This window comes from Methylobacterium oryzae (assembly GCF_036441375.1).
GTDB classification, from domain to species: domain Bacteria; phylum Pseudomonadota; class Alphaproteobacteria; order Rhizobiales; family Beijerinckiaceae; genus Methylobacterium; species Methylobacterium oryzae_A.
Window position 1 is genome coordinate 1,036,353 of the sequence record NZ_MLCA01000001.1, and the last position, 15,894, is coordinate 1,052,246.

Here is a 15,894-nt window from a genome sequence, read left to right on the forward strand (position 1 = left end):
CGCCCCGCCCGTCGGGCGCCCCGGGGCAAGCCTTCCGCTCGAACGTGCCGCACGTGCGCAGAAGCGGGTGGCGGGGATCGTGCAGGAAGAAGCCCGGAAAGCTCGAGCGCCGGCTCGCCGCCTCGAGCAGATAGGCGGAGAGATCCGGAGGCTCGAGGTGGCCGCAGCCGCGGCCGACCGCGTGCCCGCGGAGCCGGTGACCGGCGACCGCTACGGCGCGGCCGGCCTCGCGATGGTCGGTCTCTGAGTCGTCAGAGTGCCGCGACGGTCTCGGCCATCGCGCGCGCCCGCGGCACGAGGCTTGCCACCTCCAGATACTCCTCGGGCGAGTGAGCCTTGCCGCCCACCGGGCCCACGGCGCACAGGGTGGGGCAGCCGACGCTGGCGGTGAAGCCCGAATCGGCGCAGCCGCCGGCGAACTCGCCCGCGACCGGATGGCCGCCTCCGGCGCTCACCCGGGCGTAGGTCTCGAACAGTGCCCGCGAGGCCTCGTCCTGCACCAGCGGCAGGAACTCGCCCTTGATGGTCAGATGTGCGGTGGTGTCGGGCACCGTCGATCCAGCCACGATCGCGGTGATCCGGCTCATGGCCGCTTCTCGGTCGGGCGGGGTCACGTAGCGCAGGTCGATCTCGCAGGTCGCCCGGGGCGCCACGGTGTTCACCGACTGGCCACCGGAGATCAGGCCGACATTCACCGTGGTGCCGCGGTCGAGGTCGGTGAGCGCGTGGAACGCGACGGTCTTGTGGGCGAGTTCCAGGATGGCGCTGCGCCCGTCGGCGTAGTTGCCGCCGGAATGGGCCGCCCTGCCGAGCACCTCGAGCTGCATGAACACCCCGCCCTTGCGGCCGGTGACGACGTTGCCGGTCGGCCGGCCGGGCTCGGAATTGAGCACCGCGCGGGCGCCCCGGGCGGTCTCCTCGATGATCGGCCGGCAGGCCGGCGAGCCGATCTCCTCGTCGCTGGTGAACAGCCCGACGAGCGGCACCGGCGCGCCGCCGGCCCGGTGGTAGGCGGCCAGCACGAAGGCGTTCATCACGAGGCCTGCCTTCATGTCGGCGACGCCCGGCCCGTAGGCGCGACCGTCGGCGATCCGGAACGGCCGCCGCGCCGGCTCCCCCTTCGGGAAGACGGTATCGCGGTGGCCCATGAGCACGACCGGCCGGTTGCCGCCGCCGGACCCGGCCACGTTCGCCTTCAGCGCGTCGCCGTAGCCCTCCACCGGGATCGTCGTGACCGGGATGCCGTGGCCGGCGAGGAATTCCGCGATGCGGATGCCGACCGCGTCCACGCCCGGCTTGTCGTAGGAGCCGGAATCGATGTTCACCAGGTCCTCGAGGAGGGACAGCATCGCGCCCTCCTGCCCGTCGAGCCAGCGGAGAACGTCGGTGTCAGATGTGGCCATTGAGGTCCTCATATCGGCCTGTCAGGACCGCTCGGCCCGGATGTCCTCGCGAGCGGAGCGAAGCGATCCAGTCGGCGCTATGCTGCGAGACGTTGCGCCGCCTTGGGTTGCTTCGCTCCGCTCGCAAAGACGGGGCCGCGTCCGCACGATCCACCGATCTGGTCGGCCGCGCCTACTCGACCGTGACCGACTTGGCGAGGTTGCGGGGCTGGTCGACGTCTTTCCCCATGAACACCGCCGTGTGGTAGGCGAGCAGCTGGATCGGCACCGCGTACACGATCGGCGCCACCGTCGCGTCGAGCGCCGGCATGGTGAAGGTCGCGAGCGTCTCCAGCCCGTGCTCGGCCGCGCCCTTGGCGTCGCCGATCAGCACGATGCGGCCGCCGCGCGCCGCCACCTCCTGCATGTTCGAGACCGTCTTCTCGAACACCGCGTCGTGCGGCGCGATGACGATCACCGGCACGCTCTCGTCGATGAGCGCGATCGGCCCGTGCTTCAGCTCGCCGGCCGCGTAGCCCTCGGCGTGGATGTAGCTGATCTCCTTGAGCTTCAGCGCGCCCTCGAGCGCCATCGGGTAGCTGGTGCCGCGGCCGAGATAGAGCACGTCACGCGCCTTCGCGACCTCGCGGGCGAGGACCTCGATCGCCGCCTCGTGGGTGAGCGCCTCGGCCATGAGGCCGGGGGCCTTGATCAGGCCGTCGACCAGCCGCCGCTCGCCCGCCGCGTCGAGCGTGCCGCGGGCGCGGCCCGCCGCGATGGCGAGGCAGAGCAGCACGGTGAGCTGGCACGAGAACGCCTTGGTGGAGGCGACGCCGATCTCCGGTCCCGCCAGCGTCGGCATCACCACGGAGGATTCTCGCGCGATGGTCGAGGTCGGCACGTTGACCACGCTCAGCGTGTGCTGGCCCTGAGACTTCGCGTAGCGCAGGGAGGCCAGGGTGTCGGCGGTCTCGCCCGACTGCGAGATCACCAGCGTCAGCCCGTCCTTCTCCAGGGGCGCCTCGCGGTAGCGCGCCTCGGAGGCGACGTCGATCTCGACGGGCAGGCGCGCCACCTGCTCGAACCAGTACCGGGCGACGAGGCCCGCGTAGTAGGCCGTGCCGCAGGCGGTGATGTAGACGCGGCTCAGCTTGGCGAAGTCGAAGGGCAGCGACTCGGGCAGCGCGACCCGCCCGTTTGCCATGTCGACGTAGTGGGCGAGCGTGCGGCCGACCACCTCGGGCTGCTCGTGGATCTCCTTGGCCATGAAGTGGCGGTACTCGCCCTTGTCGATCCGGTAGGCCTGGGTGGCGATCTTCTGCCGGGCGCGCTCGACCGTTGTGCCCGACGCGTCGCGGATCTCGGCGCCGCTCCGGGTCAGGATCGCCCAGTCGCCCTCGTCGAGATACGTGATGGCGTCGGTGAACGGGGCGAGCGCCAGGGCGTCGGAGCCCAGGTAGGTCTCGCCCTGGCCGAAGCCGATCGCCAGCGGCGCGCCGTGGCGGGCGCCGATCAGCAGGTTCTCCTCGCCGGAGAAGATGAAGCCCAGCGCGAAGGCGCCGCGCAGCCGCGGCAGCGCGGCGGCCACGGCCTCCACCGGCCCCATCTGCCGGTCCATGTTGCGGCTGACGAGCTGGGCGACGACCTCGGTGTCGGTCTCGGTCTCGAAGACGACGCCGTCTGCCTCCAGTTCCTGCTTGAGCTCGCGGAAATTCTCGATGATGCCGTTGTGCACGACGGCCAGCCGCGCGGTGGCGTGCGGGTGGGCGTTGGTCTCGTTGGGCCGGCCGTGGGTCGCCCAGCGAGTGTGGCCGATGCCGATCGTGCCGGTGAGCGGCTCCTGGGCGAGCTTGGCCTCCAGGTTGAGCAGCTTGCCCGAGGCCCGGCGCCGTGCCAGCCGGCCGTGCTCCAGGGTGGCGATGCCGGCGGAATCGTAGCCGCGGTATTCGAGCCGCCGCAGGGCCTCGATCACCTGCCCCGCCACCGCGTCGCGCCCGACGATGCCGACGATGCCGCACATAGGAGTGTCTCTCGCTGTCGCGCCCGGACGGCCGCGCGAAGTCGTCGCGCGAGGTCCGGGCCGCCCCGCTCCGTGCGGGGCCGAGCGGGACTTCTACCGGATCGGGGCGGCGCAGGGCCAGCCCCGGCCGCGCGGCTTGTCGGGCCTCAGCCCTTCCCGCGCCGCGCCTTCTCCGCCTGCAGCGCCGCGCGCTTCTCCTTGGCCCAGCCCGGCTTCACCGCCTGCCGGCCTCGGGCCACGGCCATCGCCTCCGCCGGCACGTCGTCGGTGATCACCGAGCCCGAGGCGACGTAGGCGCCCTCCCCCACCGCGACGGGGGCGACCAGCGCCGAGTTCGAGCCGATGAACGCCCCGGCGCCGATCGTGGTCCGGTGCTTGAGCACGCCGTCGTAATTGCAGGTGATCGTGCCGGCGCCGATATTGGCCTTGGCTCCGACCTCCGCGTCGCCGAGATAGGTCAGGTGCGCGGCCTTGGCGCCGGCTCCCATCCGGGCATTCTTCAGCTCGACGAAATTGCCGAGTTCCGCCCCGGCCTCCAGCACCGCGTGGCCGCGCAGCCGCACGAACGGGCCGATCTTCACGCCCGCCTCCAGGCTGGTCTCGGTGAGATGCGCGAAGGCCCGCACGGTGCATCCCTCCGCGACCCGCACCCCCGGGCCGAACACCACGTTGGGTTCCACGATCACGTCGCGCCCCAGCACGGTGTCGTGGCTGAAGAACACCGTCTCGGGAGCGATCAGCGTGGCGCCGCCCAGCATCGCGCTGCGGCGCAGCTGCGCCTGGATCGCCGCCTCCGCGACGCTGAGCTGCACCCGATCGTTGACGCCCTGCGCCTCGGCCTCGTCCACCGGCACGACGGTGACGGGAAGCCCGTCGGCGACCGCCAGCGCCACCGCGTCCGGCAGGTAGTACTCGCCGGCGGCGTTGTCGTTGCCGATGCGGGCGAGCAGCGTCAGGGCGTGCCGTCCGGCCAGCGCCATCAGCCCGGCATTGCACAGGGTGACGGCGCGCTCGGCCGCGCTCGCGTCCTTCTCCTCGCGGATGGCCAGGACGCGGTCGCCCTCGGTCAGCACCCGTCCGTAACCGGTGGGCGTCGCCGTCTCGAAGGCCAGCACGGCCACCGCGGCGCCCTCGGCCAGGGGCGCACGGAGGCGCAGGAAGGTTTCTGCCGAGACGAGCGGCGTGTCGCCGAAAGCGATCACCACGTCGTCGTCGGGATTGGCCAGGATCTCCCGGGCGGCCAGGACCGCGTGGGCGGTGCCGAGGCGCTCGGCCTGCGGGAAGACCCGGGCGCCGGGGGCCGCCCGCGCGATCTCAGCGGCGACGTCGTCGCGGCCGGGCTCGGCCACGACGGCGATCCGGCCCGCCCCCGCCGCCTGCACGGCGGCCAGGACGTGGCCCAGCATGCTGCGCCCGGCGATCCGGTGCAGCACCTTCGGCAGGTCCGAGCGCATCCGCGTGCCCTTCCCGGCCGCGAGCACGATGGCGGTGAGGCTGCGCGAGGGCGTTCCGGTCGGGGTCATCGCAGGTCCAGGCGTCGGTCGAAGGGCCCGACGGATGAGCCGGACGGGCGCCCGGCGCAACCCCGTTCGGGCCGATCAGCGCAGCGCGAGGGCGGCGTGCTGACCGGAGCCGTGGGCGAAACGCTCGCGGCGGCGCTCGATCGAGCTCGGGATCCGCAGGGATTCCCGGTACTTCGCCACCGTGCGCCGGGCGATGTCGACGCCCTCCCCGCGCAGCTTCTGAACCAGCGCGTCGTCGGACAGCACGTCGTCGGGCGTCTCGCCGTCGACGAGTTGCTTGATGCGATGGCGCACCGCCTCGGAAGAGTGTGCGGCGGCGCCGGCCGCCCCGGGAATCGCCGCGGTGAAGAAGTACTTCATCTCCAGGGTCCCGCGGCTCGTACCGATGGCCTTGTTGGAGGTGACCCGCGAGACGGTCGATTCGTGCATGCCGATCGCCTCGGCCACGGTCTTGAGGTTCAGCGGTCGCAGGTGGGTGACGCCGTGGACGAAGAACCCGTCCTGCTGGCGGACGATCTCGGTGGCGACCTTCAGGATCGTGCGGGCGCGTTGCTCCAGCGACCGGGTCAGCCAATTGGCGTTCTGCAGCGCCTCCGACAGGAAGGCCTTGTCGCCGTCCGCGGCGGCATTGCGCGAGACGCGGGCGTAGTAGCTCTGGTTTACCAGGACCCGGGGCAGCGCCTCACTGTTCAGCTCGACCAGCCAGGAACCGTCCGGCGCGGCGCGCACGAACACGTCCGGAACCAGGACCTCGACGGCGCTCGACCCGAAGGCCCGGCCCGGCTTCGGATCCAGGCGACGGATCTCGCCCAGCATGTCGACGAGGTCCTCGTCGTCGACGCCGCAGAGCCGGCGCAGAGCCGCGAAGTCGCGCTTGGCCACGAGGTCCAGGCGCGAGACCAGGGCCTGCATCGCCGGGTCGAACCGGTCGCGCTCCCGCAGCTGAATCGCGAGGCACTCGGCGAGGTCGCGGGCCGCGATCCCGGGCGGGTCGAAGGTCTGTACCAGCGCCAGCAGCCGACCGACGACGGCCGGGTCGGCGCCGAGCCGCTCGGCCACGCCCTCCACCGACTCGCGCAGGTAGCCGGCCTCGTCGACGGCGTCGATCAGGAAGCCGCCGATCAGCCGCTCGGCCGGATCCCGGGTCGCGAGGTCGAGCTGACTTGCGAGGTGCTCGCGCAGCGAGGTCTCGGCCGTGAGGGTCGCCTCGAAATCGGGCGCCTCGGCATCGAAGCTGCCCCCGGTGCTGCCGTAGGGCGGCGGCGTCAGCGAGAGCATGTCGCCCCCGCCCGCCTCGCGCGCCTGGACGGGGATCTCGTCGGGGAAGACATTGTCGAGACGCGTGTCGAAATCGCTCTCGATCTCGCCGCGATTCGGGTTGAGATCGGCCGAGAGCCACGATTCGGGCTCCGCCGCCTCGAAGCCGTCCGAGCCCGCATCCTCGGCGTGGCTGCTTGGATCGGGGGCCTCGCCCGCGCCCGGCAGGTCAGGCTCGGCGCGCTCCAGCAGCGGGTTGCGCTCCAGCTCGGCCTCGACATAGGCCGCGAGATCGAGTTGCGACAGTTGCAGAAGTTTGATCGCTTGCAGGAGCTGCGGCGTCATCACCAGGGCCTGGCCCTGACGCACTTCCAGCCGTTGCACCAAACTCATGCGAGGCCCCGATGCCCTTCCGGCGCGTGTCGCCAGCCGGAGCCACGCTGCTCACGGCATGGTTCTTGCTTGCTCCGTTCCGCTTTCTCTAGCCCGATCCGGCCCGCGCGTCAAAGCGCGACCGTGTAGGCACATGTTGGCAACTGCGCAGCGGCGCCCGGCCCGTGGCGCGCCGGCCACATCGCGTCGCGCTCTCCGGCAGTCTGAAGGCAGATCTTAAAGGAAGGTTTGCGCATTCGTCCGTGCGCACTTGCCAGGACATCCGGAAATCGCCGGCATTGCTTTGTCTGGTCGCGGACCCTTCGCGCGCTAGATGCAATATCCGCTCGCTATTGTGTGTTGATCCGAGCATGGCTCGCGGGTGCGCGCCGGTTCCCGCACTCGAGCCGGAGCGCGGATGTCGATTTCTGCGTACGCGTTTGCCGAATGCCGCATCAGAACCGCCTTCTGGCCGCCCTATCCGAGGCAGATGGTGCGCTGCTCGGGCCTCATCTCGAGGCGATCGACCTCCCCCTCGGCAAGGTGCTGGTCGAGCCGGCCGCCGCTATTCCGCACGCGGTCTTCATCGACACCGGCCTGTGCTCCGTGGTTTCGATCCTCGCCGAGGGCGGCCGCATCGAGGTCGGTCTGTTCGGCCGCGACGGCATGGCCGCTCCGGCACTTCTGCTCGGAACCGACACGATCCCGTACCAGATCTTCATGCAGGTTGCCGGTCGAGGACGCCGGATCTCCGTCCCAGCCCTGCGCGAGGCCCTGAAATCGAGCCCGTCGCTGCGCAACCTGCTGCTGCGCTACGTCCAGACCTTCCTGGTTCAGGTTACCCAGACCGCCATCGCCAACGCGGGAGCGCCCGCCGAGGAGCGGCTCGCGCGGTGGCTTCTCATGTACCACGACCGGCAGGATGGCGACGATCTGTCCGTGACTCACGAATTCCTGTCGATCATGCTGGGCGTGCGCCGCCCGACTGTCACGGTCGCGATCCATACCCTGGAGGGCGCCGGCCTGATCCGGGCCCGGCGCGGCCGGATCCAGGTCCTGAGTCGCACCCGCCTGGAGGAGGCCGCCGGCCAGACCTACGGCCCGGCCGAGGCCGAGTACGAGCGTCTGATCGGCCCGCTGCGGCGGCAGAGCACGCTGGCGTAGGGCATTTCGGCCACCATTGCGCTGGCCTCGTCCGTGATGACGACGCAGTCCGCACGCCGGCCCGGGTTCGTGGCGTCGACATGCGGCGGGCGCCGCGTGTCGCGCAGGACGTCTCGGGCGAGGATGCTCCGCCGCCACGCGGTCGGGCAACTCGTCGCCCTCCTGAACGGCGTGCAGCGCCGCTGGACGTCGTGGGGGGCTGGACAGATCACACCCCCTTCGCGAATCGGCCAGTGGGTTCCTCTGCGTGTCCGCCCGCGGCGTGAGCGATGCCCGTCCGCCGGAGACAGGACGCCTTGCCCCTGCGGCCCGTCGCCGCGACCTGAGCGGGATGTCGGCTCGACGTGAATCGCGCCGCGCGGGCGCTGGCCGCGCCGTGGCCGCTGGGAAAGGCGGTGTGCGCGAGGGCGGCCGCGGCACCTCGCGCACCGACGCGTTGGAGTTGGCCGGCGCCGGCCCTATCGTCGTTTCGTGCGGAGGGCGCCGCGTCCGGGGCCGGCTGGATCGTGCCGCGCGGGGCCGCGTCTGCNCTGCGCGGCCGCCGCGGCGCGCCGATCCGGCGTCGGGGCGCGCGAGGCCGGGCCGGCGGCCACACACAGGTTAACGACATCGCTCAGGTCGCGGCGCAGGCTCGTCCTCTGGCCGTGAGGTTCTGCGCCGTGCGCTACTTCACCGATTTCACCGACGACCACGGGCTGTCCCTGGACGAGGAGGGGCTGCCCTTCGCCGATTGTCACGAGGCGTGCCTGTCGGCGGCCGAAGCCCTGATCGAGGCCGTGCACGACCGGCTCCGCGTGAGGGCGGACCGACCGGTTCCCGGAGATGCCGGCCTGGTGCTCGAGACGCGGGTCCGCGACGCGAGCGGCAGCACGGTCTTCCACGCCCGGCTCATCCTCGACCTGGATTGGCACGGCGTCGACGGCTGAGCGCGGGCTCTACCAGCCGCAATTCGGGACCGGGGGCTGCGCCTTGGCCATCGCTGACTTCTCGATCTGAACCATCGCGCCCCAGGCGTATTTCTGGGCGTGAGGCGTGACGTTGGTGAAGAGGCAGCCGAGCTGGAAGTGGGTCGCGCCCATCTCACCCGAGAAGCCCATGCAGTCGAGAAAGGTCCAGGTCTTGGGCACCGGGGTCATGGACCGCCAGCGCGGCATCGCCACCGGCGAGCAGACCTTGACCGCCCCGGTGCCGTCATCCGCGTTCAGCGCGTCGCCCGGGCTCTGCGCCGCGCCGGGCCGCACGGCCAGGCCGAGCAGGAGGGCCGCCGCGAGGGACGCCGCGCGGGTCGTGCGACAGGGAATCAGGGCGTGTCGGCTCATCGGGTCAGCGCATCGTCCACCACAAGGCCGCGAGGATCGCGAAGCCGATGACGTTGTAGAGGATCGCCCAGATCCAGACACCCAGGACGGCGCGGCTCGGCTGCCGGGGCCGCGGCCGGCCCAGGCGGAGACGGTTCCGGTCGTCCGGCGTCGGCCAGATCGCCGTCCGGGGAGCCTTGAGGAGCCGCGTCAGCGCCTCCGGAAGATGGGGGCCGTGCGGTGTCTCGCCGGTCATGGCGGTCTCCGATGCGACGGTGAGCCTTAACGGGGCGGAACTGCCCGGAGCCGGACCGGTTGCGAGTGTCCGGCGGTCCGCCGGGCGCCCGCTGCCTCCGCTGCGTCCGCCATTCACAGGACCGTGCCGGGCGCCTGCGGGTAGTACTGGTAGGCCCAGGTCTCCGAGAGCAGCCGGTCCCCCGATTTCAGCTGCAGACGCATCTCCACCGGGTCCGGCCCCTCGGCGTAGACCTTGAGGAAGACCCGCCAGGGGCTCGGCTTGCCGTAGGGCGCCCAGGTGGCGCCGACCTCCTCGACGCCGCCGCGCGACAGGGTGAGCGCGACCGTGGCCTTCTCGGGATCGAGGCCCGCCAGGGCCGCGCCCTCGAATTCCAGAACGAATTGCCGCACGAGGTTGGCGCGGCCCGGCCGCCGGTCCGCATCCGCGAGCCACGCGGCCTTGGTGGCCCGGGTCGCGACGCAGCGGGCGAGATCGGTGGCGACCGGCTCCGTGGCGGTCCAGCGCAGGCGATAGGCGAAGCTGCGGTCGGATCCGGCCTGCGGCGCGTCGTCCGGCACCCAGAGGGCGACGATGTTGTCGTCGGTCTCCTGGTGGGTCGGGATCTCCACGAGCTGGACGCTGCCGCGGCCCCAGTCCCCCTGCGGCTCGACCCAGATGTCGGGCCGGTTCTCCTCGAACCCGTCGTCGAGGTAGTTCTCGTACGCGCGGTCGCGCTGGAGCAGGCCGAACCCCTTCGGCGATCGGTCCGCGAAGGCGCTGACGCTGAGGCGCGGCGGGTTGTTGAGCGGCCGCCAGATCAGCTCGCCGGCCCCGGTCTGCATCAGCAATCCGTCGGAATCGTGCACTTCGGGCCGCCAGTCGCTCGCGAGGAAGCGGCTCATGCCCTCCGAGTACCAGAGCATCGAGGTCAGGGGCGCCATGCCGAACCGTTCGACGGATTTCCGCATGTAGACCGTGCAGGCGACGTCGATGACGACGTGCGGCTCCTTCCGGGCGACGAACCGGTAGGCGCCGGTGAGGCTCTGGCCCTCGAGGAGCGCCAGCACGGTCACGGCGCCGTCCGAGGCCGGGCTCACGTAGAAGCGCGTGAAGACCGGGAACTCCTCGGTCCTGCCGGCCCCGGGCGCCGTGTCGATGGCGATGCCCCGGGCCGAGGCCCCGTACTGGGCGCCGTCCCCGGCGGCCCGGAAGTACGACGCGCCCAGGAAGGCCAGCCAGTCACCGTCGTCGCCCGGCTGGCCGGCGGGCGCCTTCTGGAACCGGAACCCCGCGAAGCCCGCCCCGTCCGGGACGTCCTTGGCCGGATTCCCGGGCGGGTAGGTGAACAGGTCGTGGCCGTAGAGCACCTCGCGGGCCTGCCCGCCTTCCAGGGCGTAGACCTTCACGGGATGGCGGAAGAAGTTGCCGAGGTGGAAGAAGGTCACCGGGTACGGGCTGTCGGCGAACAGGGCGTGGCCCGGCGGGTAGCGGATCTCCTGGAGCGGCCCGTAGGTCAGGGCGTCGAGGGCCGCCGAGGCGGGCGCCTCCGGGGGCGGCGCGTAGGGCCGGTCCCGCAGCGCCCGGGCGAGATCCTTCAGCCGGTCGAGATCCATGGGCTCGGGCAGCGCGAGGCGCGGCCCGCCGCCGGCGGCCCGGGCGAGGCCGGGATACGGCGCGAGGGCGAGGAGCCCGATGGCGGTCAGGACGCGGCGCGTGATCAAGCTGGAACCCCCGGATTCGGTCGGGCCTCGCGACCCGCGCCGCCCTCTAGCCACGCCGCCGCGGCGGCGCAATTTCCCGGCCCGCGGCTCAGCTGCGCGGACCGCAGCTACCGGTGCTGCCGTCGGTCGTCCAGAGATTGGCGCTTCCCCCCGGCGGGCACTGCCCCGGCAGCGCCAAAGTGATCAGCTTCGCGAAGGTGCTGGCCTCGTCCTCGCCGTAGCCGATCTCGCCGACCATGCGGCCGGTCTTGTCGAAAAGCGCCACGGTGGCGGAGTGCTCCATCGTGTAGTCGCCGTCCTTGGTCGGCACGCGCTTGTAGGCGACGTGGTAGGCGTCGGCCATGCGGGCGACCTGCTCCGGCGTCCCGACGAAGCCGCGGATGCGCGGATCGAACGAGGCCAGGTACGCCCGCAGGGTCTCGGGCGTGTCGCGCTCCGGGTCGAGGGTGACGAAGACGACGTTGAGGCGCTCCGCGTCGCGGCCCATCCGGCCGAGGGCGGCCGTCAGGGTCGCGAGCGTCGTCGGGCAGACATCCGGGCAGTGAGTGAAGCCGAAGAACAGGACGGCCGGCTTGCCGCGGAGATCGGCCTCCGTCACGGGGCGGCCGTCGAGATCCGCCATCGTGAACGGCCCGCCGACTCTCCGGGGATGGCTGAACCGCGAGCCCTGCTGAAGGACGATCGCCCCGGTGCCGGTGGCGACCACGGCGATGAGGGCGGCGGAGGCGATGAGGGCGAGAGGGCTCGGTGCCATGCTGTGACCTGCGACGGCGCATCGAAGCGGCCGGTATCGATGCGGCCAATATGGGGTCCGTGTCGACCGGCGTGAGGCCGCAACGCGCCGTGCGGCGCCGCGATGGGCGCGAGGAACACGCCCGGGTGCGGCCGGTTGGCCAGGATACGGGCGCTCGCGCCATTCGGCACCGCGACCCGCGGGCGCGCCGCGCGCCCGACCGTCTCCTCCGCGACCGCATACAGGAGCCGCCCCAGATGGCCCAGCAGATCCCCGTCGACCCGCACGCCCGGGCCGACGATCCCCGCCGCGACGCCGAGCGGGACGACGCCACCCACGCCCTCGCCGACGACGTCGCCTACCAGCGCCACGTCCTGGTCAACGTGGTGTTCGTGGGCGCTCCCGGCGCGGGCGACCGGGGCTGGGTCCTGATCGACGCCGGGGTGATGGGCGCCAAGCGCGGGATCGAGGCCGCCGCCCGGGCCCGCTTCGGCGAAGGGGCCCGGCCGGCCGCGATCGTCCTGACCCACGGCCATTTCGACCATGTCGGCGTCCTGGAGGATCTCGCCGAGGAATGGGACGTCCCGGTCTACGCGCACGCCCTGGAGCGCCCCTATCTGGACGGCAGCGCCGCCTACCCGACGCCGGATCCGAGTGTCGGCGGCGGGCTCCTGGGTCGCCTCTCGCCGCTGTTCCCCACCCGTCCCGTCGACGTATCCGGGCGGCTGCGCCTCCTGCCGGAGAACGGTTCGGTGCCGCCCCTGCCCGGCTGGCGCTGGATCCACACGCCGGGCCACGCGCCCGGCCACGTCTCGTTCTGGCGCGAGGCCGACCGGACGCTGATCGCGGGCGACGCCTTCATCACCACGGCGCAGGAATCCGCCTACGCGGTCGCGACGCAGGCGCCGGAACTGCACGGGCCGCCGATGTACCTGACGATCGACTGGCCGGCGGCGCGCGATTCGGTGCGGGCGCTCGCCGCGCTCGCTCCGGAGCGGGTCGTCACCGGACACGGCCGCCCGCTCCAGGGGCCCGAGATGCGTCGCGCCCTCAACGCCCTGGCGCAGGATTTCGACCGCGTCGCGGTTCCGGAGACGGGCCGGTTCGTGGAGCACCCGCTCCGCGCGGCCGACGGCTCCGCCTACAGGACGCCAAGCTGATCGGCCTGACGCCGCGAGGGCGGCGTCCCGCGCCTCACGAGGCCCGCGCCAGCTCCTGGAACGGGGTCGCGTGTTGCGCGGCGGCGAGCACGTCGTCCATCTCGGCCTTCGGCATGGCGTGGCCGAACAGGTAGCCCTGGCCGAAATGGCAGCCCTGGTCGGACAGCCAGTCGAGGCTGGCATCGGTCTCGATCCCCTCGGCAGTGGTGGAGAGGCCGAGGCTCGCCCCGAGCTTGATGATGGCGTCGACCAGCTTCGCCCGCTCGTCGCTCATCGTGATCGCGTCGACGTAGCTGCAGTCGATCTTGAGCTTGTCGAACTTGAGTTCGCGCAGGTGGTACAGGCTGGAATAGCCGGTACCGAAATCGTCCAGCGCGATGCGCACGCCGAGCTCGCGCAGCGACAGCAGGGTTGTCCGGGTCGCCTCCAGGTCCTGGATCAGGGCGCTCTCGGTGATCTCGACCTCCAGGCGCTGCGGCGGGAAGCCGGTCTCGGTCAGGATCCCCAGGATCCGCTGGGCGAGCCACGCGTCCTGAAACTGCTGCGGGGCGATGTTCACCGCGAGGATCAGGTGCGGCGGCCAGGCCCGGGCATCCAGGCAGGCGCGCCGGATCAGGTTGTAGCTGAGGTCCGCGATCATCCCGGTCTCCTCGGCCACCGGGATGAACTCGCTCGGTCCGACCAGTCCGCGCGTCGGGTGACGCCAGCGCGCCAGCACCTCGACGCCGACGATCTCCTTCTCGGGGAGCGACACCACCGGCTGGTAGAAGGGCTCGATCGCGCCGGCCTCTATGGCGGTGCGGAGTTCCGTCTCCATGCGGGCGCGGGCGCGCAGCTCCGCGTCCATGGCGCTGCGGAAAAAACGGAAGTTGCCGCGCCCGTCCTTCTTGCCCTGGTACATGGCGAGGTCCGCCGCGTGCAGGATCGCGTCGGCATCCCTGTGCTCGGGCGACACCGCGGCGACCCCGACCGTCGCGCCGACCTTGAGGTCGTTCTGGCTCCACGTCACCGGCTCTGCGATCCGGGCGATGACCGCCTGGGCGAGACGTCTCAGCCCCTCGCTCTCGTACCGGAGCGGGACCAGCATGGCGAACTCGTCGCCGCCCAGTCGGGCCGCCAGGCCGCCCGACGGCACGAGCTGCTGGAGGCGCTCGGCCACGGCGCACAGGACGGCGTTCCCGGCCGCGTGACCGTAGAGGTCGTTGACCGGCTTGAACCGGTCGAGGTCGATGAGCAGCACCGCCGCCTCAGCGGTGCTCGACGCGTGCGCCCGCTCCACGGCGTCGATGAAGCGGCGGCGGTTCGCGAGACCGGTCAGGCCATCGTGACGGGCGATCGCCTCGGCCTGCGCCGCCGCGGCGGCGCGCTCGAGCATGAGCCGCCGGAGGATGATCGATTTGCGGATGCTGGCGCCCCATTGCGCCACGCCCATGCAGGCGGCGAGCAGCAGGAGATCCGTGAGGTTGTAGGTGGCGACGAGGGTGTTGAGATACGCGAAAGTCCCGAGCGTGACGCCGACGAACCAGATCCCGACGCCGATGACGAGCAGGCACAGGGTCTCGTACAGCTCGCCGCGGCCCCAAGCTTTCGACGTCTCGATCGGCATGGTCAGGACCCGGTTTCCAACGTCAGCGCAAAACATGCCGTCCGCTCATCAGCTGTAAATCAGCCCTCGGACGCGGCAGCCTGTCTACATCTTTGCCTGTCTTTGTCTTGGTTTAATTTAGATTAAGGCGCGCTCCGGCGTCGTCGCGCACGGCTCGATCGCGCGTGCACGCCATCGAGGGCGAAAATTGCCAACTCTGGTTCGGCCGTCGCTGCAGCGGCCGGGCTGTGGGGCGGCGCCGTTACCGCGCGTCCACGACATCCGGGCGGTTCGCACCCACGCGGTTCTCTTGGAGGGTGGCCGCCGCCTTGACGATGGACAGGATCCCGCCGCGGGTCGCCTCGTCGGTGATGCTGGTGAAAGCCAGGACGAGTTCCATGACCTTCGGATCCTCGAACAGGGCCGCAGGTCCGACCCGTCCGCCGCCGTTGTCCCGCGGGTCGGCGAAGAAGGTGTCCACCGGCACCTTCAGCAGGTCGGCAATGGCCTGAAGCCGGCCGGCGCCGATGCGGTTGCGCCCCTTCTCGTATTTCTGAACCTGCTGGAAACTGACGCCGATGGCTTGGCCGAGATCCGTCTGACTCAGACCCTGTGCCACGCGCAGTGCCGCGATACGGCCGCCGATCGTGCGATCGGTCTCGGTGGCGGACTTGGGCTTCGGGGAAGACGACATCGGACGGAAACCTTCGGCATGCTGACGGGAGCGACTTACCCAGAGTCGCGGGAAAAAACACAACCGAAAACTGCTTAGTGCACCAATAGGTTGCGCAAGTCCTAGTTGCACCGGGCGCATGGCTTGGCTGTTGGTTGTAATCCCACGGCCCTCGACACCGCAACGGTCAACTGTGTCCGTCATGGAGCGCACAAATGACTGCGCGCAGGCGTCGGTTTTCGTCGGCTCCCGACACCATCCGACGGTCTTCCGCAGCGCTGTATCAGAGATCGGCCGGCGCGCTGTAAAGTACCGAGATCGTGGAAGGTGTTCGGGGAACAAGGCGGTCGTGTCGAGCCGCTGGCCTTGTGGCGGGATTCGCCCGCCGAGGGCTGCCAAGACATCGCCGATGCGCTCGGCCGGGGTGACGGGCGCAGTCGGCGGGGCGAGACCCTCTATTTTCGCCAGGAGTATGCCATCATCGCGCGTCTGAACACTTTATGTTCTGACTGGGAAAATCTATGAAATGATGTATTCACCGGCCAAGCCCGACGGTAGGGTGGGTCTCCCATCACAGCGCCAGCGTCGATGACCGATCTTCTCACCACCTTCCAGGAGCCGACCGCCTCTGCCGGGCAGGCCGAGCCGGTGACCGAGACGTCGGCCCTGAGGGCGCACATCGCGCGGATCCTGCGCAAGCTCCCCTCCGCCAAGTCGGCCGGCGCGGCGCGCTGATCGACTCCGGGCCCGCCCTCGAGCCCGGCGCGG

Annotated in this window: 14 protein-coding genes; 4 read left to right on the plus strand and 10 right to left on the minus strand. The window is 71.3% G+C overall.

Annotated features, from left to right (window positions below; all coding sequences use genetic code 11):
* Positions 1-251: 251 nt before the first annotated feature.
* The 4 genes from MOTC310_RS04925 to rpoN form a co-directional block, all read right to left on the minus strand.
* Positions 252-1,403, minus strand: coding sequence for a M20 family metallopeptidase (locus tag MOTC310_RS04925; RefSeq protein WP_331300979.1), 1,152 nt, complete (start codon positions 1,401-1,403; stop codon positions 252-254).
* A gap of 172 nt (positions 1,404-1,575) precedes the next feature.
* On the minus strand, positions 1,576-3,402 hold the full coding sequence (glmS, locus tag MOTC310_RS04930; protein WP_331300980.1) for a glutamine--fructose-6-phosphate transaminase (isomerizing): 1,827 nt from the start codon (positions 3,400-3,402) through the stop codon (positions 1,576-1,578).
* A gap of 146 nt (positions 3,403-3,548) precedes the next feature.
* On the minus strand, positions 3,549-4,925 hold the full coding sequence (glmU, locus tag MOTC310_RS04935; protein ID WP_331300981.1) for a bifunctional UDP-N-acetylglucosamine diphosphorylase/glucosamine-1-phosphate N-acetyltransferase GlmU: 1,377 nt from the start codon (positions 4,923-4,925) through the stop codon (positions 3,549-3,551).
* A gap of 75 nt (positions 4,926-5,000) precedes the next feature.
* Complete coding sequence (rpoN, locus tag MOTC310_RS04940; protein WP_331300982.1) at positions 5,001-6,575, minus strand: RNA polymerase factor sigma-54; 1,575 nt, start codon at positions 6,573-6,575, stop codon at positions 5,001-5,003.
* 426 nt (positions 6,576-7,001) lie between these two features.
* Here rpoN and MOTC310_RS04945 point away from each other — a divergent pair, with 426 nt between their 5' ends.
* The gene (locus MOTC310_RS04945) at positions 7,002-7,718 is read left to right on the plus strand and encodes a Crp/Fnr family transcriptional regulator (RefSeq protein ID WP_331300983.1); all 717 of its coding nucleotides are present in this window, start codon (positions 7,002-7,004) and stop codon (positions 7,716-7,718) included.
* A 659-nt stretch (positions 7,719-8,377) separates the two neighbouring features.
* Positions 8,378-8,644, plus strand: coding sequence for a DUF6894 family protein (locus tag MOTC310_RS04950; protein ID WP_331300984.1), 267 nt, complete (start codon positions 8,378-8,380; stop codon positions 8,642-8,644).
* A gap of 9 nt (positions 8,645-8,653) precedes the next feature.
* Here MOTC310_RS04950 and MOTC310_RS04955 read toward each other — a convergent pair whose 3' ends face one another.
* The 4 genes from MOTC310_RS04955 to MOTC310_RS04970 all read right to left on the minus strand — a co-directional run bounded on the left by MOTC310_RS04955 (position 8,654) and on the right by MOTC310_RS04970 (position 11,729).
* Positions 8,654-9,037, minus strand: coding sequence for a hypothetical protein (locus MOTC310_RS04955; protein ID WP_331300985.1), 384 nt, complete (start codon positions 9,035-9,037; stop codon positions 8,654-8,656).
* Between the two features lie 4 nt (positions 9,038-9,041).
* Positions 9,042-9,272, minus strand: a complete 231-nt coding sequence (locus MOTC310_RS04960) for a hypothetical protein (RefSeq protein ID WP_331300986.1) — start codon at positions 9,270-9,272, stop codon at positions 9,042-9,044.
* 113 nt (positions 9,273-9,385) lie between these two features.
* A complete protein-coding gene (locus MOTC310_RS04965) occupies positions 9,386-10,975 on the minus strand; it encodes an OpgD/OpgG family glucan biosynthesis protein (RefSeq protein ID WP_331300987.1) in 1,590 nt (529 codons plus the stop codon).
* An 88-nt stretch (positions 10,976-11,063) separates the two neighbouring features.
* Positions 11,064-11,729: an SCO family protein gene (locus tag MOTC310_RS04970; RefSeq protein WP_331300988.1), complete on the minus strand. Its 666-nt coding sequence runs from the start codon at positions 11,727-11,729 to the stop codon at positions 11,064-11,066.
* Between the two features lie 236 nt (positions 11,730-11,965).
* On the opposite strand from MOTC310_RS04970, the gene MOTC310_RS04975 reads away from it, so the two are divergent.
* Positions 11,966-12,868, plus strand: coding sequence for an MBL fold metallo-hydrolase (locus MOTC310_RS04975; protein WP_132366750.1), 903 nt, complete (start codon positions 11,966-11,968; stop codon positions 12,866-12,868).
* Positions 12,869-12,902: 34 nt separating this feature from the next.
* On the opposite strand, the gene MOTC310_RS04980 is transcribed toward MOTC310_RS04975, so the two are convergent.
* A complete protein-coding gene (locus MOTC310_RS04980; protein WP_331300989.1) occupies positions 12,903-14,474 on the minus strand; it encodes a putative bifunctional diguanylate cyclase/phosphodiesterase in 1,572 nt (523 codons plus the stop codon).
* A gap of 241 nt (positions 14,475-14,715) precedes the next feature.
* Positions 14,716-15,147, minus strand: coding sequence for a helix-turn-helix domain-containing protein (locus MOTC310_RS04985; RefSeq protein ID WP_331300990.1), 432 nt, complete (start codon positions 15,145-15,147; stop codon positions 14,716-14,718).
* A gap of 567 nt (positions 15,148-15,714) precedes the next feature.
* Here MOTC310_RS04985 and MOTC310_RS04990 point away from each other — a divergent pair.
* Entirely contained in the window at positions 15,715-15,861 is a 147-nt protein-coding gene (locus MOTC310_RS04990) for a hypothetical protein (RefSeq protein ID WP_331290368.1), read from the plus strand.
* Positions 15,862-15,894: the final 33 nt, after the last annotated feature.